Annotated in this window: 21 protein-coding genes; 8 read left to right on the top strand and 13 right to left on the bottom strand. The window is 44.5% G+C overall.

The window, feature by feature from the left end:
- Window positions 1-91: 91 nt before the first annotated feature.
- From Q0890_RS02640 to Q0890_RS02630, 3 genes are all read left to right on the top strand, one after another.
- Window positions 92-1,297: a glycosyltransferase gene (locus tag Q0890_RS02640; RefSeq protein WP_299217244.1), complete on the top strand. Its 1,206-nt coding sequence runs from the start codon at window positions 92-94 to the stop codon at window positions 1,295-1,297.
- A gap of 66 nt (window positions 1,298-1,363) precedes the next feature.
- Complete coding sequence (locus tag Q0890_RS02635) at window positions 1,364-2,620, top strand: hypothetical protein (protein WP_299217241.1); 1,257 nt, start codon at window positions 1,364-1,366, stop codon at window positions 2,618-2,620.
- A gap of 38 nt (window positions 2,621-2,658) precedes the next feature.
- Window positions 2,659-3,624, top strand: coding sequence for a glycosyltransferase family 2 protein (locus Q0890_RS02630; RefSeq protein WP_299217238.1), 966 nt, complete (start codon window positions 2,659-2,661; stop codon window positions 3,622-3,624).
- Window positions 3,625-3,801: 177 nt separating this feature from the next.
- Here the strand turns inward: Q0890_RS02630 and Q0890_RS02625 are convergent, their stop codons facing one another.
- A complete protein-coding gene (locus tag Q0890_RS02625) occupies window positions 3,802-4,635 on the bottom strand; it encodes a hypothetical protein (protein WP_299217236.1) in 834 nt (277 codons plus the stop codon).
- A gap of 239 nt (window positions 4,636-4,874) precedes the next feature.
- Between Q0890_RS02625 and Q0890_RS02620 the strand changes: the two genes are divergently transcribed.
- Window positions 4,875-5,492 (top strand): PepSY domain-containing protein, encoded by a 618-nt coding sequence (locus Q0890_RS02620; protein ID WP_299217233.1) that lies wholly within the window; start codon window positions 4,875-4,877, stop codon window positions 5,490-5,492.
- Window positions 5,493-5,615: 123 nt separating this feature from the next.
- On the opposite strand, the gene hutI is transcribed toward Q0890_RS02620, so the two are convergent.
- The 5 genes from hutI to hutU all read right to left on the bottom strand — a co-directional run bounded on the left by hutI (window position 5,616) and on the right by hutU (window position 13,442).
- Window positions 5,616-6,956 carry an imidazolonepropionase gene (gene hutI / locus Q0890_RS02615; RefSeq protein WP_299217229.1) on the bottom strand — a complete coding sequence of 447 codons (1,341 nt, stop codon included), beginning with the start codon at window positions 6,954-6,956 and terminating at the stop codon, window positions 5,616-5,618.
- A 291-nt stretch (window positions 6,957-7,247) separates the two neighbouring features.
- Window positions 7,248-8,378 (bottom strand): formimidoylglutamase, encoded by a 1,131-nt coding sequence (locus Q0890_RS02610; protein WP_299217226.1) that lies wholly within the window; start codon window positions 8,376-8,378, stop codon window positions 7,248-7,250.
- Between the two features lie 192 nt (window positions 8,379-8,570).
- Window positions 8,571-10,133: a histidine ammonia-lyase gene (hutH, locus tag Q0890_RS02605; RefSeq protein WP_299217223.1), complete on the bottom strand. Its 1,563-nt coding sequence runs from the start codon at window positions 10,131-10,133 to the stop codon at window positions 8,571-8,573.
- Window positions 10,134-10,273: 140 nt separating this feature from the next.
- The gene (locus Q0890_RS02600) at window positions 10,274-11,665 is read right to left on the bottom strand and encodes a YjiH family protein (protein ID WP_299217220.1); all 1,392 of its coding nucleotides are present in this window, start codon (window positions 11,663-11,665) and stop codon (window positions 10,274-10,276) included.
- Window positions 11,666-11,726: 61 nt separating this feature from the next.
- Window positions 11,727-13,442, bottom strand: a complete 1,716-nt coding sequence (gene hutU / locus Q0890_RS02595) for a urocanate hydratase (RefSeq protein WP_299217988.1) — start codon at window positions 13,440-13,442, stop codon at window positions 11,727-11,729.
- 445 nt (window positions 13,443-13,887) lie between these two features.
- Between hutU and Q0890_RS02590 the strand changes: the two genes are divergently transcribed.
- From Q0890_RS02590 to Q0890_RS02575, 4 genes are all read left to right on the top strand, one after another.
- Window positions 13,888-14,682: a UTRA domain-containing protein gene (locus tag Q0890_RS02590; RefSeq protein WP_299217217.1), complete on the top strand. Its 795-nt coding sequence runs from the start codon at window positions 13,888-13,890 to the stop codon at window positions 14,680-14,682.
- Window positions 14,683-14,983: 301 nt separating this feature from the next.
- Window positions 14,984-15,820, top strand: coding sequence for an amino acid ABC transporter substrate-binding protein (locus tag Q0890_RS02585; RefSeq protein ID WP_299217214.1), 837 nt, complete (start codon window positions 14,984-14,986; stop codon window positions 15,818-15,820).
- A complete protein-coding gene (locus Q0890_RS02580) occupies window positions 15,820-16,557 on the top strand; it encodes an amino acid ABC transporter permease (protein ID WP_299217211.1) in 738 nt (245 codons plus the stop codon). Before Q0890_RS02585 ends, Q0890_RS02580 begins: the two co-directional genes overlap by 1 nt.
- A gap of 54 nt (window positions 16,558-16,611) precedes the next feature.
- Window positions 16,612-17,355 (top strand): amino acid ABC transporter ATP-binding protein, encoded by a 744-nt coding sequence (locus Q0890_RS02575; RefSeq protein WP_299217208.1) that lies wholly within the window; start codon window positions 16,612-16,614, stop codon window positions 17,353-17,355.
- A 195-nt stretch (window positions 17,356-17,550) separates the two neighbouring features.
- On the opposite strand, the gene Q0890_RS02570 is transcribed toward Q0890_RS02575, so the two are convergent.
- The 7 genes from Q0890_RS02570 to puuE all read right to left on the bottom strand — a co-directional run bounded on the left by Q0890_RS02570 (window position 17,551) and on the right by puuE (window position 23,042).
- Entirely contained in the window at window positions 17,551-17,700 is a 150-nt protein-coding gene (locus Q0890_RS02570) for a hypothetical protein (protein ID WP_299217206.1), read from the bottom strand.
- 132 nt (window positions 17,701-17,832) lie between these two features.
- The gene (locus Q0890_RS02565; protein WP_299217203.1) at window positions 17,833-18,492 is read right to left on the bottom strand and encodes an aminodeoxychorismate/anthranilate synthase component II; all 660 of its coding nucleotides are present in this window, start codon (window positions 18,490-18,492) and stop codon (window positions 17,833-17,835) included.
- A gap of 33 nt (window positions 18,493-18,525) precedes the next feature.
- The gene (locus Q0890_RS02560) at window positions 18,526-19,944 is read right to left on the bottom strand and encodes an anthranilate synthase component I family protein (RefSeq protein ID WP_299217200.1); all 1,419 of its coding nucleotides are present in this window, start codon (window positions 19,942-19,944) and stop codon (window positions 18,526-18,528) included.
- Between the two features lie 62 nt (window positions 19,945-20,006).
- The gene (locus tag Q0890_RS02555; RefSeq protein ID WP_299217197.1) at window positions 20,007-20,285 is read right to left on the bottom strand and encodes a Trp family transcriptional regulator; all 279 of its coding nucleotides are present in this window, start codon (window positions 20,283-20,285) and stop codon (window positions 20,007-20,009) included.
- 225 nt (window positions 20,286-20,510) lie between these two features.
- Window positions 20,511-21,347: a bifunctional allantoicase/(S)-ureidoglycine aminohydrolase gene (locus tag Q0890_RS02550; protein ID WP_299217194.1), complete on the bottom strand. Its 837-nt coding sequence runs from the start codon at window positions 21,345-21,347 to the stop codon at window positions 20,511-20,513.
- Window positions 21,348-21,446: 99 nt separating this feature from the next.
- Window positions 21,447-22,007 carry an ureidoglycolate lyase gene (locus tag Q0890_RS02545; protein WP_299217191.1) on the bottom strand — a complete coding sequence of 187 codons (561 nt, stop codon included), beginning with the start codon at window positions 22,005-22,007 and terminating at the stop codon, window positions 21,447-21,449.
- A gap of 42 nt (window positions 22,008-22,049) precedes the next feature.
- Window positions 22,050-23,042, bottom strand: a complete 993-nt coding sequence (puuE, locus tag Q0890_RS02540) for an allantoinase PuuE (RefSeq protein WP_299217189.1) — start codon at window positions 23,040-23,042, stop codon at window positions 22,050-22,052.
- Window positions 23,043-23,187 lie beyond the last annotated feature (145 nt).

Raw genomic sequence — 23,187 nt, 5'->3', positions numbered from 1 at the left:
TCTGGCCATTAGACATTGTCAATTTTGATGGCTATGGTTTTGTTTGCTGCCATAGCCGATTCATACCCCCTTAACTTATGTTGGACTCGTTATGCTATCTAGCCCTACTGTCGATATAACAAATATTACTGATGATAGTGACGCAAAACCAAAGTATGCTTCCGTACTACGTATTGCGGTTATCGCGCATTCTTTATATCCCATTGCACAGCCTTATGCAGGCGGTCTTGAGATGATTACTCAACTGATCTGTGATGAGTTGGTGGCTCAAGGTCATGAGGTATTGCTTTATGCCCATACTGATAGTCAAACGAGGGCGACGTTGGTGCCATTTATGACTCGTGATGAGTTTGATAACACGGTTTATCCCAACGAACATGATTCAGTAGGGATGAGCCGCGAAGAGCTATATCAGTATTTGGTTTATCAGCAAGCCATGCGCGACATTATTAGCCGTGATGAACAAGGTATGATTGATGTGGTACATAACCATAGCTTGCACCATATACCGATGACAATGGGTCAAACGTTTGGTGCACGCTTCTTTACCACCTTTCATACACCGATTTTTCCGCAGCTGCGTTTGGCATTATTGACGCTACGCTTAGGGACGCAAACCCAGTTTACTGCGATTAGTGGTCATCAGCAGCAGCTGTTTGATGAATTTGTACCGTCGCATGTAGTCTACAATGGTATTGATGTGCAGTCATTTAATGCCAATACAAACCCAATTGATGACGAAGTATATTTTTGGTACGGGCGCATTTGTATTGAAAAGGGCACGCATTTGGCGATGGAGTACTGTAAAGCGGCAGGTAAGCGTCTTATTATAGCAGGGCCTAAAAGCAATGAAGAATACTTTGATGAATATGTAGCGCCGCTACTAGAAGAAGATAAAAACGATGAGTCTTTATTTGATTACGTTGGTCATTTGAGTAAAGATCAAATCAATGAGCGCTTAAGTCAAGTCACAGCCATGCTATTTACCAGTACGTGGGATGAGCCTTATGGCTTAACATTGGCTGAGAGCTTAGCTTGTGGCACCCCAGTCATTGGTTTTGATGTTGGTGCAAGTGCTGAAATCGTTACGCCAAAGACAGGCATTATCGTACCCAAAATGGATAAAGATGCCTTTATTCAAGCCTTTGATGATATCAAACACATATCACGTAAGGCATGTCGCATTCGAGCTGAGCAGTTTTGTTCCGTCGCTGCAATGGTTGGTGGTTATCTGCGCTTATATGAGCAGGCTGTAGCGGTCGATGATAGCGACAGCATTCAAGAGGCGTTTGTCTAACGTTCTTCTTTTTTTATTCTCTCATTAATATCAATGACTGCCTTAACCTGTTAGGAACTTTTTATAATGCGTATCGGCTATTATGCTCATCACCATGGCTCGGGGCACTGCCGTCAAGCCGATAAATTGGCCGCTTTACTACCATCAGAGTTGCGTCAGCGAATGACAGTGTTTACAAGTTTGCCTAATGACGCTTATCACTTCAGTACGATAACCGATGAGCAAATCGTACGTTTGAGTGCTGAGGATGAGTTGCCAGATGATGTGCTGCCAGGGCGCGCTGGAAAATACTGGCAGCCAAACAGTTTGCACTATTCGCCAGTGGGTAATGAAGATATTCAAAAGCGCAGTTGGCAGCTGCTTGATGCTATTTATCAGCGCCAGATTGATTTGATGATTGTCGATGTCAGTGTCGAAGTCGCTATGCTGTGCCGTACCGCTAGCGTGCCTTATTTGTATGTGAGACTGGCAGGCGAGCGTGATGATATGCCGCACTTAAACGCCTTTGCTGGCGCGCTTGGATTGCTAGCTCCTTATCCTAAAGCGCTAGAAGCCGCTGCAACGCCAGACTGGGTACGCCAAAAAACACTATATCTGGATTTTTTGCCAAACAAAGCCCAAAGTCTGCCCAGCTTTAGCGAGTTTATAGATAAGCTCATGACGCTCAGCGAAAATGGCGCTACTAAACAACAGCTATGCTCGCACGCAAGTGCTGATAAAGCAATCTATGATCATGATAAAGCCAATCCACAAACCAGTGTTAAAACTCATATAGCCACTGTGATTAAAGGTTATGGTGGTCATGAAGCGATTGATGCCAAGCTGCCAGAGCTGCGCCAATTGCTACCAGACGCTATAATCGTCTCTCTTGGCCCTATTAATGAAGAAGTAAGACATTGTGTTGATATCGCCGCCCATGTGGATGATGTGACGCCGTTTATCGCCTATAGTAATTTGCTGTTGATGGCCTGTGGTCTCAATGGTATCGCGCAAGTCTATGATTATGCAACGCCGCTTGTGGTACTGCCTGATGTGCGTCCACATCGTGAGCAAGAAGTGATGGCAGAAGCCTTAATTGAGCGAGGGCGTGCGCTTAGCTGGGCGCAGTTTATGGCTCAAACTTCCCATATGGACAGTCAGAATGGAACGTCTTTTTTATCAATGAGTGATAAAACCATTAGCAATGAGCAGGCTGCTTTGACGGATCATCAGACCAATCAAGCCGCGCAAAATTTTATGGACAGCATCGCTGACTATATTTCTGTGAACGCTTGGTTTCAAGAATGGCTATTGCCGCAGTTGGGCCTAAAACCTGAGAAATAACAAAGAAACTTATAATAATAAAAGTAAAGAAGATATTTATGATTACCATACCCCAAGTAGCAAGCCCTGCACATAACACCATTCCTGTGAGTGTAATAACGACCTGTTACGGACGCAATCGGCATCTCTACAACCTACTTGGTAGCTTGGCGCAGGGTAGTGTCAGACCAAGCGAGGTGATTATCGTTAATGACGATGCTGAGCCTCAACGTCTGGCAGAGTACGATTTAAATATTATTAAGATAGCAACGACTACAGCGACTGAGAATGGACTAGCAAGTAATGTCTCGTTCGATATTGGTCGTAACCGTAATCTTGGCGCTACGCGTGCCACACATAAGGCCATGATTTTCTTGGATGTGGATTGTATCGTCGCGCCAACCTTTATTGAGCAATTACATAGTAAACTGCAAGCGCATCCTGATGCACTACTCATGGGTCAACCGCGTTATCTGACACGTCCTTTGACGGATGATGAGGGTAATCAGCTACAGCAAGGTAGATTGGCAGTCGACTTTTTAGATGAGCTGTCCGTCTTTAACCCTTATCGCGATAACTTTGATTTACAGCATCAGGGTCAATCTATTAAACAGACGCAAGATTATGGCGCATTTTGGAGTCTTTGTTTTGCTATTATGCGCAGTCAGTTTGAGCGGGTAGGCGGCTTCGATACGGATTATGTTGGCTATGGCGCTGAAGATACGGATTTTGCTTTTATGGCGCGTGCGTTAAATATCGATTTTTATTTAACTGACGATGTGATTTACCATCAACAGCATAGTGTCTATAGACCGCCGCTTAATCATTTAGATAGTATCGTTATCAATGCCAATCGCTTTTATGAAAAATGGCAACATTGGCCGATGGCAGGCTGGCTTGTAGAGTTTGCGCAGCGGCAATTGATTGATTGGCAGGAGGCGCAGACAGTGCCGATTGCTATTAATCGGCAACCCAGTAAAGCGGAGATTAATGCCGCGCATTGCCCAGATGCGCCTTATGTGTAGATATAGAGTCGATACTAAATAAAATAGATATACTGCATTGATACGCTAGACTGGTACAAATTGCTTTTGAGTACTGTGCCTGGGCAGACAGAGGCTGCAAGACATTTAACCCAGTTTCGCTATATCAGTTTTAAACTGAATCAACTATAAGGGTTTAATCTTATTGGTAATGTTCTATTAGTATTGACGAATAATTTCGACATCTCTAGGCGGCGTGGCAAGTTCTTGTCTTTCAAAGGCCCAGTTATGCCCTTCCCAAAAATGCGCGGTTTTGTCATCATTATTAAAACCCAACATGATGATAGATAGCGGAGTCTCAACATTCTGTTTTTGCTGAATGTGCAGGCGAGCAGATAAGAGTAACCGATATAACAAAAATCCTGAAGTTGGCGCAGATGAATGAATATCAGCAAAGATAGGATAGTCTGCTACTACTTCATGTTGTTCTGACAACACGCGGCAATACTCATCACTACGTAATAGTTTATCAGGCGCCTCTGAAATCTCTAACACTCGGTCAACCGTTATGGGGTCATCATGAGGACTTGGGTCATCAGATGGCAATGGGAACTTATAGTCAGTGTTGCCAAACAAAATACCAAGTGGCGCTTGCTTTGCCATATCTAGCATCGCTGTTAAGTTATTACTACGCGGCGGCAGGCCAAAATGTAGCTTACTGTCACCAATTTGTCTAAAGAACAGTAGCTTTGGTAAACCTTTAGCCAGTGGATGATGGGCAAAGAAGTCTGCGTGAATAAAGTCATTAAATAACACCAGCATATCAGTAGGCCGTAATAGTGCTTCTAAGCTTGCTGTATCTATCGACGGGTTGTTAGCTATCAATATGATCCGCTCACTTTGTAATAATGACTCTTGAATAACAAGCGGTAAGCTTGCAAAAGCCAAAGCCGATATCATGTTTTCATCGGTAGCAATATTGAAATCAAAATCACTTATAGAGTGATAAATGTTGTCGTACAATGAGTCTGTTGGCTGGGACGTATGTAGCATAGAAGCTTAAATGACCTAAATAGAAAGAAGAATTAACATTATAAAAAACGGAGAAACATTATACCGTATGTCTATTAAAATAACATCACCTAAGGTTATGATAAATATAGTAAAAAACCGACTATTAGACAATGTTTTGTAATACATAGATGCTACATTTTGCAACCTTTTTACCTTAGAGTCTTTTTTATATATCCGTACCATAAGAGCAGCTAAATCATAATTAGAAGGATGGATTTATGAAAAAGACACTTAAAAACTTTAAACTAACGACATTGGGTGCTTGTCTAACTGTGGCATTGACGACAGGGGCATTAAGTACCGCTGTGGTCGCGGCAAATAACTCTGATGAAGTAAGCGTGGTGCAAGCAGCTAAAGTCAGCTTAAAGCAAGCGGTTGCTACAGCAAGTAAAGAAGCTGCTGGTTCTTTGGTCAGCGCAGAGCTAGACGATAATGATAGTGATGCCCAAAATGGTAATAGTGTCTACGAATTAGAATTTAGTAATGACACCACCAGCTACGAGATAAAAGTCGATGCCATGACAGGCGAGATCGTAACGTCTGAGACCGAGCAACTTGATAAAGAAGATATCGACGATTATAAGGTTCAGCAACAAGCGAAGATAAGCATGACTGATGCCATTGATATTGCTGAAAAACAAACCAACGGTCATACTCTAGAGATTGAATTTGAGAGTGACGATGATAAGATGGATCATCCAACTTACTACGAGGTTAAGGTGTTAAAAGACAATCAAATATTTGAATTAAACATAGACGCAGAGACGGGTACAGTGTTTGAAAATTCAATTGATGATATAGACGCTACGCCAGATATGACGGCAGTCGAGTTATAACACTTTTAAAGTTTATCAAATGTATTAAATTTTGGTTAACTTCTATCGATAGACAATAAGAAAGCCCCTACCATTGAATGGTTGGGGCTTTCTTTAGTTATGCTAAATGTTTATATGAATTCGCTATACTGTTTCGCGCCATTTGCCTTGTACCATAATACCTGCGATAGGGTTTAATCCTATTTGATAAGCAAGGTCAGCGGGGCGGGCGATGTCCCATAATACCAAATCAGCATCACAGCCCACTTCTATTTTACCTTTGTTGGCGAGACCTAACGCTTGTGCCGCATGAACAGTTGCCCCTGCCAATACTTCTTCAGTAGTGAGATAAAATAATGTACAGCCCATGTTCATTGCCAATAACAGCGAGGTTAATGGGGAGGTACCAGGATTGCAATCGGTTGAAATGGCCATCGGCACCTGATGTTTACGCAATGCTTCAATCGGTGGCAACTTGGTATCACGCAAGGTATAAAAAGCACCTGGCAATAGCACCGCTACCGTGTTGCTTGCGGCCATTTTTTTAATATCGTCTTCTGCTAAGTGCTCGAGATGGTCGCTTGATAGTCCTTGGTATTCTGCTACCAAAGCACTAGCACCTATATTTGATAGCTGCTCGGAATGTAACTTCACTGGCAAGTCTAATGAACGGGCAACGTCAAAGACCCGCTTAATTTGCTCACTACTAAAGGCGATGTTTTCACAAAAACCATCGACCGCATCGACCAAACCCTCGCTATGCAAGATTGGTAACCATTGGCAAACTTGCTCTATATAGTCATCGGCATGGTCTTTATACTCAGGCGGTAGCGCATGGGCGGCCAAATACGTGGTGCTGACATGAATGTTGTGTTTGTCGCCGAGCGTACGAGCGACTTTTAGCATTTTTCGTTCAGTGTCTAAGTCCAGTCCATACCCAGATTTGATTTCGACACTGGTCACGCCTTCTTTAATGAGCGCGAGCAGACGTTTTTCACTTTGCGCAAATAACTCTTCTTCATTTGCCTTGCGAGTAGCGCTAACCGTCGAGACAATGCCGCCACCTTGTGCCGCGATATCTTGATAACTGGCACCTTGCAAGCGTGCTTCAAACTCGTTGCTGCGATTGCCGCCATACACGATATGGGTATGACAATCGATGAGTCCGGGCGTGACCCAGTTGCCGTCAACGTCTTTGATTTGCTCGCTTTGATAATGGTTCAGATGAGGCTTTATTTGCTCATACATACCAACCCATGCGATTTTACCGTCTTTGATACCGATAGCGGCGTTTTCCAATTGACCATAAGGAGTGCTTTTGTTTTGATTGGCGCTTTGGTTGTCACTTTGATTATCATTATAAATATCAAAGCCGTATTGTGCTGAAAAGGTGGCGAGATTGGCATTGATAATGAGGTGGTCGAACGAGGTCAGGGTAGAATCGTTTATAGGCATTCGGTCTGTAGAGTTTGTTGTGTTAGTCATGATGTGCTCCTACTTAATTAGTATAGATTTAGTGCAGCCATCCATAGTCCGTTCACTTTAAAATAGACATTGTGTCGTTGGTAAAAACGCTTCTTGCTGTGGTGCTGCTAACAGAGGATGTGCAAAATTTACTTCAGTAGCCTTGTATGGTTGGTTTATTTTAAAAATGTTATAGCGTGACTGGTACAAATTTTACTCGCTTGTTGTGCGCAAGCGAGACAAAGGTTTTGCAAAATTTATCCCAGTCACTTGTATAAATATTCATAACACTTTTATTCTGTATCGATTTACTTATACTAAAAGTAAATGCTGCTCAATAATAGTCGCTAAGAGGCGAGCGGCGACTTTACAGCTGCGCCCATCAACATCAAAGGTCGGGTTAATCTCGGCAATATCAGCCATCTTTACTTTGCCTGACGCCATGATACGTTTGACCGCGCGCTCAACGAAGGCCAAGTTAATACCATAAGCGGCGGGTGCGCTGACACCAGGTACGACGCTCGATGGTAAGCAATCCATATCAATGGTTAAGTAGATAACATCAACGTTATTGATAAATTCTTCTATTTGAGCTGCAATTTTCTTCCATTTCTTATTGGTGCAATCTTCATCACTGATAATATGTACGCCTAACTGCTCAGCACGGTCGAAAAGCGCGGCAGTATTGGAAAACCGACTGACGCCGATACAGCAATAGTGAAATGGCTGATCCTGCGCTTCAAGGTGCTCGGCAATCTGGCGAAAGGGCGTACCAGAGGTGGCCACATCAGACTGACGAATGTCCAGATGCGCATCAAAGTTAATCACCCCAATGCTAGGCAGTGTGCTCGTATTGCTTTTAACATCATTTTCAATATTACTTTTAACAGTGCTAACGTCATTAGTAGGTTTGTCGGTTTCTGATGACAGCGCTTGCCACAATCCCAAAAAGCTGCCATAAGCAATGGCATGACCACCGCCAAGTCCGATAGGTAGCCCGCCTTGCTGAATAATGTCACTTATCTTATCGGCATATTTTACTTGAGCTTGCTCAAGGGTACGCTCAGCAAAATTATCATTATCATGACAGTGGATATCGCCAGCATCACCCAGTAGCGTCGATAGTTGACCATCAAAGCGTTGTTGCAGCTCAGCGATGACGGGCAGTGCCGCAAATGCCTGACGAATCAAGGGCGGAGCCGCTCGTGCACCCACGCGTCCTTGATTGCGTCTGACGCCTTGGTCACAAGCGAAGCCGACCAGCCCAATGCGCTGGCCGTTTTTCTGGTTGTTTTGTTGACTGCTGCTATCAAAGGTATAAGGCTGCGCTATTTGATACCAATAGCGGGCGCGTGCAGTTTCAAACGGCTCGGCACGTCCAGTCCAGCGGCTCATATCAGCGGCGCTGTGGCTCACGGCTGTGTCAGGCATTGATAGGCTCATCACTGATTTCCTTTAATCCGTATTGCTTGTGTATATTTGATCCGCTATAAAATAAGTACAGTGCTACTGGTATAAACTTTCTTTGCTTGCTGTGTGACTTCGTCACTCCAGAGGCGGCATAAAATTCATCCCAGTAGCACGCCGTAAAAGCTGTACTCTTTTTATTTAGCACTTACTATAGAAGGAGGCTATTTATTTAGACTCATACCAATTGCTACGCAGTGCCTGCCAATGCTTTGTCAGCGCACCATCTAATACCAGCTGTTTTGCTGCTTCAATATCAGGGGCTAGGTATCGATCTTTGTCATAAAAAGTCACTTGCTCACGCAATTTTTGATGCGCGGCCTGTAATGCTTCGGAAGTAGCAAGATTACGATGGAAGTCGATACCTTGACCAGCAGCCAATAGCTCAATACCAACGATGGTAGCGGTATTTTGCGCCATCTCATATAGGCGGCGGGCGCTATAGGTGGCCATCGACACATGGTCTTCTTGGTTGGCAGAGGTTGGGATACTATCAACGCTGCCAGGATGGGCGATAGACTTGTTCTCTGAGGCTAGCGCCGCTGCAGTCACGTGTGCAATCATAAAGCCAGAGTTCACCCCTGCATTTTCCACCAAAAATGGCGGTAAGCCACCTGACAAGGTTGCATCAATTAATAAAGCCACACGGCGCTCAGACATAGAACCAATCTCAGCGATTGCTAAAGCGAGCATATCAGCGGCAAATGCCACTGGCTCAGCATGGAAGTTACCCCCTGAGATAGCAACTGGGCCGTCATCATTGTTAAAAATAAGCGGGTTATCGGTCACCGCATTAGATTCAATCAATAACGTCTTGCCTGCTTGGTTGATGATATCAAGGCAAGCGCCCATGACTTGCGGCTGACAACGTAAGCAATACGGGTCTTGTACTCTATCGTCTTGCTCGCCATCGTGGGAGGCGCGAATAGCACTGCCTTTAATCAGCTGACGATGGGCTTTAGCGATCTCTATCTGACCGTGATGGCCACGCACTTCATGAATACGGGCATCAAATGGCGCATCCGAGCCTTTGGCGGCATCGATAGACAGGGAGCCGACGATGGTGGCGGTCTCTAATAAATCACGCGCTAAGAAATAACCGCGCAATGCCAGTGCGGTGGATACTTGGGTGCCATTAATAAGAGCAAGACCTTCTTTGGCCGCAAGGGTAATGGGTTCAAGACCATGCTGCGCTAACGCCTCAGCGGCAGGGACTTTTTTGCCGCCAACATAGACGTCGCCTTCGCCCATCATGGCCAGCGTCATATGCGATAAAGGCGCAAGGTCGCCAGAAGCACCAACGGAGCCTTTGACCGGAATGTTTGGGGTAATTTGATTATTGATTAAGCCAAGTAAGCTATCGACCACAGCGCGGCGGACGCCAGAGACGCCTTGTGCGAGGCTGGCGACTTTCATCACCATAATCAGCCTGACTACGTTGTCTGGCAGTGCCTCACCTGTACCCACTGAGTGAGAAACGATAAGGTTACGCTGCAGTAGCTCAAGTTGATCATCACTAATACGGGTTTTTGCTAACAGGCCAAAACCGGTATTGATGCCATAAGCGCTCTTATCACGTGCAATGATGGTACGTACATCTTCGTGTGAGGCATCTATCGCCTCGTAAGCACTGTCGGGCAAGGTGAGATTGACAGGATGATTATAAATATCACGTAGCATCTCAAAGCTAAGCTGGCGTGGGTGTAGGGTTAGTTTTTTGATATCAGTCATGCGATTCATCCTAATTTTATGAGCTGTATTAATTGTATTTTTTGTTGTCTATACATTTTAGTTTATGTGTTGTTATTTATAAACCGTTAAAAGCTATGCTGTCTAAATTTTCTTAACCAATCCCGCCTGTTTCAGTCGGTCTAACCGAACCAGCCTAGATATATCGCTAAATGTCCAAAAGGCGCGGCGATGAGAATGCTAAGCACCACGCGCTCAAACCAAATGATGACCATCTTAGGTACTGACAGCGGAATCTCAGTTGCCAATACACAAGGAATCATCGCTGAAAAGAACAGCACACTACTAATCGAAACGACGCCTGCCACATAGCGGGTCAAAACCTCAGCTTCCGTTAGCAATAGGGCAGGCAAGAACATCTCAGCCAATCCCGCTGACATGCCTTTAGCAGCAACTAGTGGCTCGGGCATACCGGTTACCCAAGTGAATGGATACAAGAGCAAACCTAATGCATCAAAGACGGGCGTATATTTGGCTAGTAAAAGGCCTGTCAACCCTACCGCGATGATAGAAGGCACAATCGCTGCCGCCATCGTCACCCCATCGCGAAAGTTCGACCACATAATTTGTTTAAGGTCAGTCGCACGGCGTGAGGTAGCTAGTCCCAAATGATACGCTGCGGCTAAGCGATTGCCTTGTTGGTTGTCCAAATCTGGACGGCTGGCACTATCATCAAAACCCCGGATAGGCGGAATACGGGCAGTAATGGCAGTGACAATAAAGGTAATAATCAGGGTCGACCAAAAGAACAGATTCCAAAACGCCATCAAGTTTAAAGTCTTGGCAACGATGACCATAAAGGCTGCCGACACCGTAGAAAACCCAGTAGCAATAATGATGGCTTCACGAACCGAATATTGCTTTTGCAGAAAGACTCGATTGGTAATGAGCAGCCCAATAGAATAACTGCCAACAAAGGACGCAACGGCATCAATCGCTGATGAGCCGGGCGTTTTCCAAATCGGCTTCATAATAGGCTGCATGAGTACCCCAAACATCTCTAATAAGCCAAAACCGAGCAAAAAAGCGAGGATTAATGCGCCAATAGGAACAATCATGCCAACTGGTAACGCCAGTTTTTCAAACAAAAACGGCATCATGTCCTTTTCCATAATAATAGCAGGCGCCATATCAGTGATATACATCATTGCTAAAATAAGCCCGATTATCTTAAAAACAGTTAATATCATATTGGTGATATTTTTACGCCATGAACCATCATAAATGGGCTTGCCAACACCATAAATCATCAGTAGAAATAGCAAAAACACTGCAAGGGTGTGCTGCTGAGTGACCAGATAAGTTGCCCCATGATCAAATAAAATGGTGCTCTTTTCACCAATAGTAAAAGGCACAAAGAACATCACCAAGCCAATAGCACTAAATACGATTAGCTGTATTAGCGCGACAGGTTTGGACAGCAGCTCTTCAGGCGGCGGGCTAGCAGGCGCTGGACTGTCTAGAGGCGTTCTAGGCACGGAGCTATCTGGGGGCAAAATATCACGTTCAGACATATTATCGTCCTTGATAAAGTGTTGATAATGTCCTTATACCACTTGAGCATATAAGGACAAGCTATTTAATCATTGGTAGATTTAAGCCGTAGTCCTTCGCTGTTTTGATCGCCAGCTCATAGCCTGCATCCGCATGACGCATCACCCCTGAGCCGCAATCATTGACCAGTACGCGTGACAAGCGCTTGGCGGCGCTATCTGTGCCATCAGCGACGATGACCATGCCAGAATGCTGCGAGTAACCCATACCCACGCCGCCGCCATGATGCAATGACACCCAAGTGGCGCCGCCTGCGACATTGAGCATGCCATTTAATAATGCCCAGTCAGAGACCGCGTCCGAGCCATCTTTCATGCTTTCTGTTTCGCGGTTCGGGCTGGCAACAGAGCCAGTATCTAAATGGTCACGACCGATAACGATAGGGCCTTTGAGCTCACCGTTTTTGACCATCTCGTTAAAGGCAAGTCCTGCTTTATCACGTTCACCAAGCCCTAACCAGCAGATACGCGCTGGCAAGCCTTGAAATTGAATGCGTTCTTTCGCCATGTCTAGCCAGCGATGAATATGTTGGTTTTCAGGGAATAGCTCTTTAATCTTTTGATCGGTTTTGTAGATATCTTCTGGATCACCTGATAATGCGACCCAGCGGAATGGGCCTTTACCTTGGCAAAACAGCGGACGAATATAAGCAGGGACAAAACCCGGGAAGTTAAAGGCATTTTTTACCCCTTCATCAAAGGCAACTTGACGAATGTTATTACCGTAATCAGTCGTTGGGATACCCATTTCTTGTAGATCTAGCATGGCCTGCACGTGTACGGCACAAGACGCGGCGGCATCTTTGGTTAAGGCAGCATGTTGGTCCGGATTTTCTTGTGCTGCCCTCCATTCTTCAACTGTCCAGCCACTTGGCAGATAGCCATTGATTAAGTCATGAGCGGAGGTTTGGTCAGTGACCAAATCAGGTTTTATCTCGCCTACATTGGCACGCTTGACCATCTCAGGCAAGATATCTGCCGCATTACCAAGTAGCGCGATTGAGACGGCTTCACCCGCGTCGGTATGCTGTTTAATCAGCTTATAAGCATGGTCAAGATTATCAGCTTGCTTATCGACGTAACCCGTACGCAAACGGAAGTCAATACTAGACTGCTGGCATTCGATGTTTAGAGAAGTGGCGCCAGCAAAGGTGGCCGCTAGTGGTTGCGCGCCACCCATGCCGCCAAGACCTGCGGTCAAAATCCAGCGTCCGCTCCAGTCGCCATCATAATGCTGACGACCGGCTTCGACAAAGGTCTCATAAGTACCTTGGACGATGCCTTGAGTGCCGATATAAATCCAGCTACCCGCGGTCATCTGTCCATACATAAATAAGTCTTTACGATCCAGCTCATTGAAATGCTCCCACGTTGCCCAGCGCGGGACAAGGTTGGAGTTGGCAATCAATACGCGCGGTGCATTTTCATGCGTTTGAAAGACGCCGACCGGTTTGCCCGATTGCACGAGTAGGGTCTCATCGTCTTCTAATTCTTTTAAAGATTCTAAGATTTGATCATAGCTTTCCCAGTTACGGGCAGCGCGTCCGATACCGCCATACACAACCAAGCTTTTTGGGTTTTCGGCCACATCAGGATGTAGATTGTTTTGCAGCATGCGATACGGCGCTTCAGTGAGCCAGCTTTTGCAATTGAGCGTACTGCCAGTCGGCGCAGCGATATCACGACTCTCATCACGACGCGTAAAAACATTGCGGTTGCTGGTGCCGTTATTGTTCATTTCATTATCGGTAGTCATGATCATATCCTTGTGATTATTTATACAGTTTGCTGGTGACATTTTAGTAGTAGCATTATTGGGTATAATGAATAAGTTGTATATACAAATTATCAAAGATTATTTTTTCATGCAAGCACTTTTTTATAAATAGTTAAATTATTTATGAAGTTAATAGTTAGTTAGGTCGTTCTCGTGGTGATTGTCATAACTGTCGTGATATTATGTCAGCACTTTCATAGCTGCACAGTCCCATATAGTTGATACTAAATAAAATGGATACGTTATTTCATAACGCGAAACGGGTATAATTTTTTCTAGCTTGCTGTGCCTACGCCGACAGAGGCTGCAAAAAATTCATCCCAGTTCCGCTGTATCTTTTTCATATTGGACTGGCTATAGTTGGAATCAACGGTTAGAGACAAGCATGACAAAGGTGAAGCGTGACATGACAAAAACAGTTCCAGCATATCAGCGGATTAAAAACGCCATACTAGATAATATCCATTCTGGAAAGTGGCAGGCGGGCGAAGCTATCTCCACCGAAATGGCGTTGGCAGAAGAGTTTGAAGTATCGCGCATGACGGTCAACCGCGCGCTAAAAGAGCTAAGCGAGGAGCGAGTATTAGAGCGCAGGCAAGGGTCAGGGACGTTTGTTGCCCAGCAGCAGTTCAATCATACCTTTGTGGAAGTGCGTAATATCGCGCAAGACTTAAAATCGGCCAATCGTGACTATCAGGCACGAGTGGTGAGCAAACGCGCTATTACCGCGAGTATGTTAGATGATGAGATGCGCCGTAAATTTGGTATTGATGAAGCAGTCGTGCCCTCTAACTCCAAAGCTGCTAATGCAAAGAACGTTGACTCATATAGCATTGATAGCAATACTGATAGCACTGAGGCAGCTGTTTTATATGAAGTAAAAATCATTCACTTTGCGGATGGTCAGCCGATACAGTTCGAAGAGCGCTGGGTTGATGCGACAAAAGTACCAGAATTCATTGAGCAAGATTTTAGCGTGGTGAATACCAGCGACTATCTGATTGCCAAAAGCCCGCTTGAGCGCGGCAACTATACCATTCGAGCCTTAGCAGCACCTGATGAGATCGCTAATGCGCTACAAATTGCACCGCAGTCACCAACGTTAGTACTGCGCCGTCAGACTTATTCGGCAGGACGGGTGCTGACCTTTGTAAAGATGTGGCATGCAGGGGATCGTTATCAATTCTCCGGCAAACTTTAACCTTCTTACGTAAGGTCACTGTTTTCGTACGGTCATTCTTGCCAAGTTGTAATAAGATAAGTTATAAATAGCAGACGATTATCAACTATCAACGCTTGGTTCTATTGAATCACGTTTTAATACAAAAAGCTTATTCCAAAAAAATACTATAAAATGGTATTGAAAGACACAAATAATACCCTCAAATCGGGCAGCCAGAGTAAGATATTGCCAAGAGTAAGTTATATTTTGCGGCAACATCGATGGTTTGTTTAACTTGGTCCGCTCATTACATTATTTACTTACCTTATAAGGACGCCTTATGAAACGTCGTAATCTTTTAGCCCTTGCTGCCAGTACCGTACTGCTTGCCGCTTGTGGTCAGTCAACTACCAATGAAGCGGAAACCAGTGCAACCGATAATGCTGCAACCGAAGGCTCCGATTTGCTACAACGTATCAACAACGGCGGCACGATCAATGTCGGTACAGAAGGTACTTACCCACCGTTCACTTATCATGATGAAAGCGGACAGCTAACTGGTTATGATGTCGAAGTGACTCGTGCAGTCGCTGACAAGCTAGGCGTTGACGTTGAGTTTAAAGAAACCCAGTGGGATGCCATGTTGGCAGGCCTTGATTCTGAGCGTTTTGATATAGTCGCCAACCAAGTAAGCTTGACGACGCCTGAGCGCCAAGCGAAATACGACCTCGCTCAACCTTATAGCTGGTCAGGTGCTGTCGTCTTAGCAGCAACCGATGACAATCGTTATAGCTCATGGGAAGCATTAAAGGGTCTGCGTAGCGCGCAATCATTGAGCAGTAACTATGGTGAAATGGCAGAGCGCTATGAAGCAGAAATCGTTCCTGTTGATGGAATGGCGCAAGCAATCCAGCTGGTGAAGCAGGACCGTGCTGATTTCACAATGAATGACCAACTCGCTGTACTAGACTACCTAAAAAAATTCCCAGACAGCGGCTTAGAGATTAAATTGGAGGCTCCTGCTAGTGAGCAGCGTGGTTCAGGTTTAATACTGCTAAAAGGTGATGATGCTGTCGTAGAAAAGCTAAATGAAGCGATGGGTGAGTTGCAAGCAGATGGCACGTTGACTGAGCTTAGCGAAGAGTTCTTTGGTGCTGATATAAGTCAACAAAAATAATGCTAGCGTCTATAACGTCGATGTTGGCTGATTTATTGGCATTGTTGCCGTTTATGAGTCCTGATCGGGCGCAAATCGTTATTGATTCTTTTTGGCCGATGCTAAAAGGCGGTATTTATTATTCGATACCGCTGGCATTGATATCATTTGCTATTGGTATGATGATTGCGCTGACAGTGGCGCTCATTCGTATTGTGCCGCGGACAGGCTGGTTTCATAAGATTATCTATAGACTGGCTCGCATCTATGTGTCTGCTATTCGCGGTACACCGATGCTGGTACAACTATTTATTATCTTTTATGGCTTGCCAAGCGTTGGCCTCAAGCTTGATCCGTTTCCCTCAGCGATTATCGCCTTTTCATTGAATATCGGAGCCTATGCATCGGAGACCGTGCGTGCATCGATTTTGTCGATTCCAAAAGGTCAGTGGGAAGCAGGGTCAACCGTTGGCTTGACGTATTTGCAGACCTTTCGGCATGTGATTTTGCCGCAAGCGCTACGGGTATCGGTACCACCGTTATCCAATACTTTTATTAGTTTGGTCAAAGACACCTCTTTGGCCTCATTGGTACTGGTTACTGAGTTATTCAAAGAAGCCCAGATTATCACCGCACGTAACTACGAGTTTATGCTGGTCTATACCGAAGCGGCATTTATATATTGGGGTATTTGTCTGTTTTTGACCTTTATTCAAGGTAAGCTTGAAACTAGGCTTGATCGTTACGTGGCTAAGTAGTTCATTGACTCATTCACCAGCAGTTTTAGTATTATTAGCACAACAGGAACCTCTATGATTCAAGTCACTAATATTCACAAAGCCTTTGGTCATAATCAAGTGCTCAAAGGCATCGACTTGACCATCGAAAAAGGTAAGGTAGTAGTGATACTTGGGCCATCAGGGTCGGGTAAAACAACTTTTTTACGCTGCTTAAATGCGCTGGAGATTCCTGATCAAGGTGTCATTGCTTTTGATGATGACAGTTTGACGATTGATTTTGCTACTAATCCTAAGAAAAAAGCACTACTGGCGCTACAACGCAAATCTGGTATGGTTTTTCAGTCTTATAATTTGTTTCCGCATAAGACGGCGATTGAAAACTTAATGCTCGGACCGACCATCGTACAAGGTCAGAGTAAAGCGCAAGCTCGCGAGCAAGCTTTAGCATTGCTAAAGAAAGTTGGTTTATCCGAAAAAGCTGACCTGTATCCGTTTCAGCTGTCTGGTGGCCAGCAGCAGCGTATCGGTATCGCGCGGGCGCTGGCGATCGAGCCGTCATTATTGTTGTTCGATGAGCCGACGTCTGCACTTGATCCAGAGCTGGTGCAAGACGTGCTTGAGACTATGAAGCAGCTAGCGTCTGAAGGCTGGACGATGGTCGTGGTGACCCACGAGATTAACTTTGCTCGTGAAGTGGCAGATCATGTGGTTTTGATTGAAGACGGTTATGTGGTCGAAGAGGGCAGTGCCAAGCAGATGTTTGAGCTATCAACACACCCACGTACACAAGCGTTCTTACAGCGTATAGAGCAGTAATGTCGCTAAAACAGCCACAATTATCTATTAAATTTTGACGGATCAAAACCCTCTTTTTCTAGTAAATGATGAAGTAATAGAAGTAACACCCCCTCAACGATAATATCATGGCTAAGGGTTTCGCTCTTTATCGACTATTATGTAGAGTGCAAAGGGCGCCACTGTCCCAATTAAAGACAGTTCTAAAGCGTAGCCCTAGATACGTAGTGACAAGCTTAGTAATTGCTCGTAAGTTCTATAGGTAGAAAATATCCCCAAAGTACCCCAACAGACAGCGGCAGTAATGATTTGAATGGTGCCTATCCACGATTGCCGCGCTGACATTATGCTACCAGTATTTGCCATATCGCTCTCTATTATTATGTATTATCAAACTTGATAAGTCACCATTAAATAGATACCAGCGACGAGTGCGAAGTGGCAGCAAGTAAGGAGCATCTATACCAGTGGCGCGTAATGGTACTTACTTAAAACAAACTACACTTGCAATAAAAAATTGGTAAGTAGCCGTTTGGCGCCTTCGGTGGCAAAGGACTCAGGGTGAAACTGCACGCCCTGAATTGGATAGTCTTTATGCTGCAATCCCATAATCTCATCTCCTGCGAGCGCTGACTCAGCCAAGCTTAAATGATGATGTGCATCATTTGCAATGACAGCTGTGACGCTTAAACACTCAGGCAGAGTATCTGCTCGTACCATAAGTGAGTGGTAGCGCATGATTTCAAGTTCTTGCGGCAAGCCTTGATAGACACCTGCGTCATCATGGCGAATGGCTGAGACTTTGCCATGCATCGGTACGCTAGCTTGAATCACATCTCCGCCAAATACATGAGCGATACCTTGCATACCTAAGCAAACACCCAGTAGTGGCACCGTCTTACCCAGCGTTTCAATCACTTCTGCACAAATACCAAAGTAAGCAGGATCATCAGGGGAGCCAGGGCCGGGTGAGATAATGATTCTATCTAGATTCATTGCTTGTACGTCAGCCAAGGTAATTTCATTATTGCGTTTAACGATGACGTTTGCAGCGTTATTGCCGTCTTTATCATCCTCCATGGTTTGCAAAATCTCGCCGATATACTGATATAAATTAAAGGTAAAGGAATCGTAGTTGTCGATAATTAAAACGTTCATAAGTCATAAGCTCTTTACTGAGATATAGGAAAGTTAGGCGGTCATAAAGCTGTCTAAGACCACTTTCATGGCAGAGAGCTTACGCTGAATCTCAAGATATTCATCAGCAGGGTTGGAGTCGTAGACATTGCCGCCGCAGGTTTGCGCATAGGCGGACTCACCATTGATAAATAGACTACGAATAGGGATGGCAAAAATACAATCGCCATTAAAATTAAACGAGCCAAGCGCGCCGCCATAAGCACCGCGACCATCAGGCTCTAACTCATTGATGACTTTGATTGCCTCGACTTTTGGTGCCCCTGATAAGGTGCCAGCGGGAAAGTTGCTGGCTAGAGCGCTAAACATATCTTCATTAGGATGCAAAATCCCAACGATTTCAGAGGAGATATGCTGGACATGTGAGAAGCGTTTGATGTCCATTAGACTGCGTACTTTTACCGTACCAAAGCGCGCGACGCGGCCGATATCATTACGGTGCAGGTCAACAAGCATATTGTGCTCGGCAATCTCTTTAGTATCGTTTAGTAAGGCACGAGCAAGCTTACGGTCCTCTACTATATCAACGCCACGCTTGGCGGTGCCAGCCAGTGGGTAGGTCTCCATCTCACCTTGTCGCAGGCGAAACAGCAGCTCAGGGGAGGCACCAATAATGCACTGCTCAGCAAATTTCATAAAATACATATGTGGTGACGGGTTGACCGCCCGTAGCTTTTCATAAATCGGCATTTTGTCACCAACGATACGGTACTTTGACTTAAAGCCAACCTCGCACTGAAAAATACGACCAGAGATAATGTCTTCTTTTACCTGCATCACTCCCTTGGCATGTTCTTCCGGACTCATACCATCGCCCAAAAACTCAACTCTGGGCGCTTCATAGCTAGGCGTTGGCTCATCAAGTAGGGCTTTGATTTGCTCAATACGATTGTCTTGCTGAGCAGTCGGGTAATAAAAGTAGAAGATCTCCCCGGTCATTTTATCTAGCGTCAATCCATCTAGATACACGCCAAATTTAAAGGGTTCGAAATCATCGCTTGCCTTTGCATCAAGACTTGGCTCAAAAAAATTGACACTGTCATAACCTAAATAGCCGACCAGCCCACCGCTTTGGTCACGGGCAATGACATGCTGCGGCGTAATTTTTCGTAGCAACTGGTAAGGATTGTCAGTTTGATAATGTTTGGTATTCACTGTTTTATTATCAGTGATAGCCAGGGTAGTGCGGTCAATGGCTGCGATAGTCATAATTGGATCAAAACCGATGGCATGGTGACGTGCCATATGACCATCTTCGCCCAATGACTCGAGTAGATAACAGGTCTCAAAAGCACGCTCAATACGTTTAAATAGCGCGAAAAAATCGATATCTTGTGTCAGTTTGATGCGTTGTGGTTTGCTAGGAATATCAATCGCAGCAGGATGATCATGTTGGGATATAGAAGAGCTCATAATAATGTCCGAGGGGATTTATCAATATTGGCAAAAAATAGATTCAATTTGTGTGATTTTATTTATTGGGCATTTTGTCTGTGGGTCGCTAGTAGCGCGCTGACATCATGACTTTGCATCACTTTGGCCCCACGCGAGACAGTAGCAATACCGACACCTAATTGTTCAGATATCTCACGCTGAGTCATACCGTGTGCTAATAGATCAAAAATACGAATACGATTGGCGATTTCTTGCTGTTCTTTATCAGTCAATAACGCACTAAATAACACGCCAATAGCGGTACTGTCACTACAATTTGCTAAATGAGTTAATAAACTGTGATAGGGATCAATGCTCATGGTATTTAATCTTTATAATAGTAGGATGAATAATGTATTGTTTCAGTATTCTAGTGCAATAGTACATAGAAAACAAGTAAAGTTATGGATTGTTTTACCAGTACTTGGCTAAAGGACTATTATATTATGATTCAATTTGCTATAAAAACAAAAAACCAGCTAATGGTTATTAGCTGGCTCTATTATAGAATAGTATCATTTATAGCGCTTATTACTCAAAGTTACCTATCGTTCTGGACGAATAAACGGCATATGACGGTTCACATCTTTATAGAGTAAGTATCTAAACGGTCCAGGACCGCCAGCGTAACAAGACTGTGGGCAGAACGCACGCAGCCACATAAAGTCACCCGCTTCAACTTCTACCCACTCAGCGTTTAAGTGGTAGACCGCTTTACCTTCTAGTACATATAAACCATGTTCCATAACATGCGTTTCATCAAATGGAATCACACCACCTGGCTGGAAAGTAACAATGTTTACATGCATATCGTGACGCATGTCTGATTGCTCTGTAAATCTAGTGGTTTTCCATACGCCTTCTGTACCTGGCATTTCAATCGCTTCGACTTCGTGATCGCTGGTGACAAAGGGTTCAGGCACATCAATGCCTTCTACAAATTGATAAGCTTTACGTATCCAGTGGAATTTAACATGCTTGTCGCCATTGTTTTTCAACGACCATTTGCAACCAGGTGGTAAAAATGCATATCCACCTGCTTCAAGATGATGTGACACGCCTTCTATGGTCATGTCCATCTCACCTTCGACGACGAATATGACACCTTCAGCCTTTGCATCTAGCTCAGGTTTTTCTGAGCCGCCATTAGGTTCAACTTCGACGATATATTGTGAAAAAGTTTCTGAAAAACCTGTTAGTGGACGGGCGATTACCCACATGCGCATACCTTGCCAAAACGGTAGGTAGCTGATAACAATATCAGTGAGCACACGTTTGGGAATGATGGCATAAGCTTCAGTGAAGATAGCGCGGTCAGATAGTAATTGCGTTTGCGGAGGCAAGCCGCCTGTAGGGGCGTAATAAGTACTTTTTGTTGACATAATTGATGTTCCTTAGCAGTTTTGTGTCACGATAAATTTGTATTTAAACTCATAGAGCAAAGAGGAGGTATATCTGTAAAATTATGAAACATCTAACTTCTAAACAGTATTAGCCTTTGCTCTATTTGACTTAGCTTGCTCAGTAGCGACATCAATGCAAACTTCCCAATCATCAATCTCAAATTCATGGCAGTTGTTGCCCTCACCATTAATGCGATCGATAACTAAAAAGTCACAATCAGCGTTTAGAGCAAGTAGCGGATGATGCCAAACGTTAGCGTCATATTGAACGCCCTGATGCGAATAAGCATAAAAAACTTCTAAATCATCAGCTGATTTAGGTGGATCGCCTGGTTTGGCCACAACGACCAAATAGTCTGTTGAATTCATAGAAAAAAAAGCTTGTGTACCAAACGGATGATATTCCATAACTGATAGAGTAATAGGGCAATCACGTCTTTTAGTACGGAATATACTAAGACCAACCTCTCCGCCGTCATGTTGAACTTTGCAGATGGAGTCATGACGACAGGCATAACCGCGATTGATATCCCAGCTATTTTCGGGGGTTTTTTCTTCATCGCTATAAGGCTCAATCACTGAGCCATATGGCTTAAATGCAGCTTTAGTTAAAGGCTGAGCAATTATCGTAGTTTTCATAAGTTCACCTTTATGACGATTAACAATGTCATTCATTATAGATTACATCCAATTAGCAGTATTGTCATCTGTGGCAGGATGATTTTCGTACCAATGCTTGGCGATTTCATCGCGGCGGCAGACCCAAACATCAGGCTTGCTGGTGATGTATTTTAAAAATTGTTTGAGCGCAGTAATACGGCCAGCACGGCCAATAATACGGCAATGCAAGCCAATGGTTAGCATTTTTGGCGCGTTTTTGCCTTCTTTGGCACCTTCTTCATAAAGGGTATCAAAACTGTCTTTTAAATACTGATAAAAGGGTTCAGCATTGGTAAATCCTGGACTTGACGCAAAACGCATATCGTTGGTTTCAAGGGTATAAGGGATAACCAAATGCGGCTTGCGGGTTAGCTGACTGCCTTCTTCTACCTTCACATTGAGCCAGTAAGGCAGTTCATCAGCGTAGGAATCAGAGTCGTAGATATAGCCACCTTGCTCAGCGACCAGTTCACGTGTATTAGGGCTATCACGCCCAGTGTACCAACCTAGTGGCTGACCACCGAGCATGCGATTAAAGATTTCAGTTGCTCGGCGCACATGCTCACGCTCCGTCTCACGATACATATATTGATAAGTGATCCAGCGTAGTCCGTGGCTTGCCACCTCATGCCCGTCTTCTAAAACACGCTCGATAATGTGCGGTGTCTTTTCCGCAGCAGAAGCACAAGTAAAGGTGGTAATTGGTAGACCATATTCTTTAAAAACATCTAACACTCGCCAAACGCCCACACGGCTACCGTATTCAAAGGCAGACTCGATAGACTGGTGACGGTTGTTGAATTCTGGTGTCCCTAAAACATCCGATAAAAAGCGCTCAGACTGACCATCGCCATGCATGACACTGTTTTCTGCGCCCTCTTCGATATTTAGTACGAACTGTACCGCTATTCTTGCACCGCCTGGCCAGTTTGCTTGTGGTGGATTGGCACCATAGCCTTTTAGATCGCGGGGGTAGGCATCATGATTAAAATCGCTGGTAATCTTTTTTGTCATTTTGTTTAATCCTTTATAAAACAGAGCAGTATAGTCGCTCGAAACTTACTAACTAAAAGAGGATAAGAACGCGATAAAAATATAATAGAGCGTTATCGCGTATTTATTACGAGTTGAATGTCATCGATTGAGCGTTATGAGTAGG

It is taken from the genome of uncultured Psychrobacter sp., from assembly GCF_947488565.1.
GTDB classification, from domain to species: Bacteria; Pseudomonadota; Gammaproteobacteria; order Pseudomonadales; family Moraxellaceae; genus Psychrobacter; species Psychrobacter saeujeotis.
This window is presented reverse-complemented; position numbering and strand designations above follow the sequence as displayed.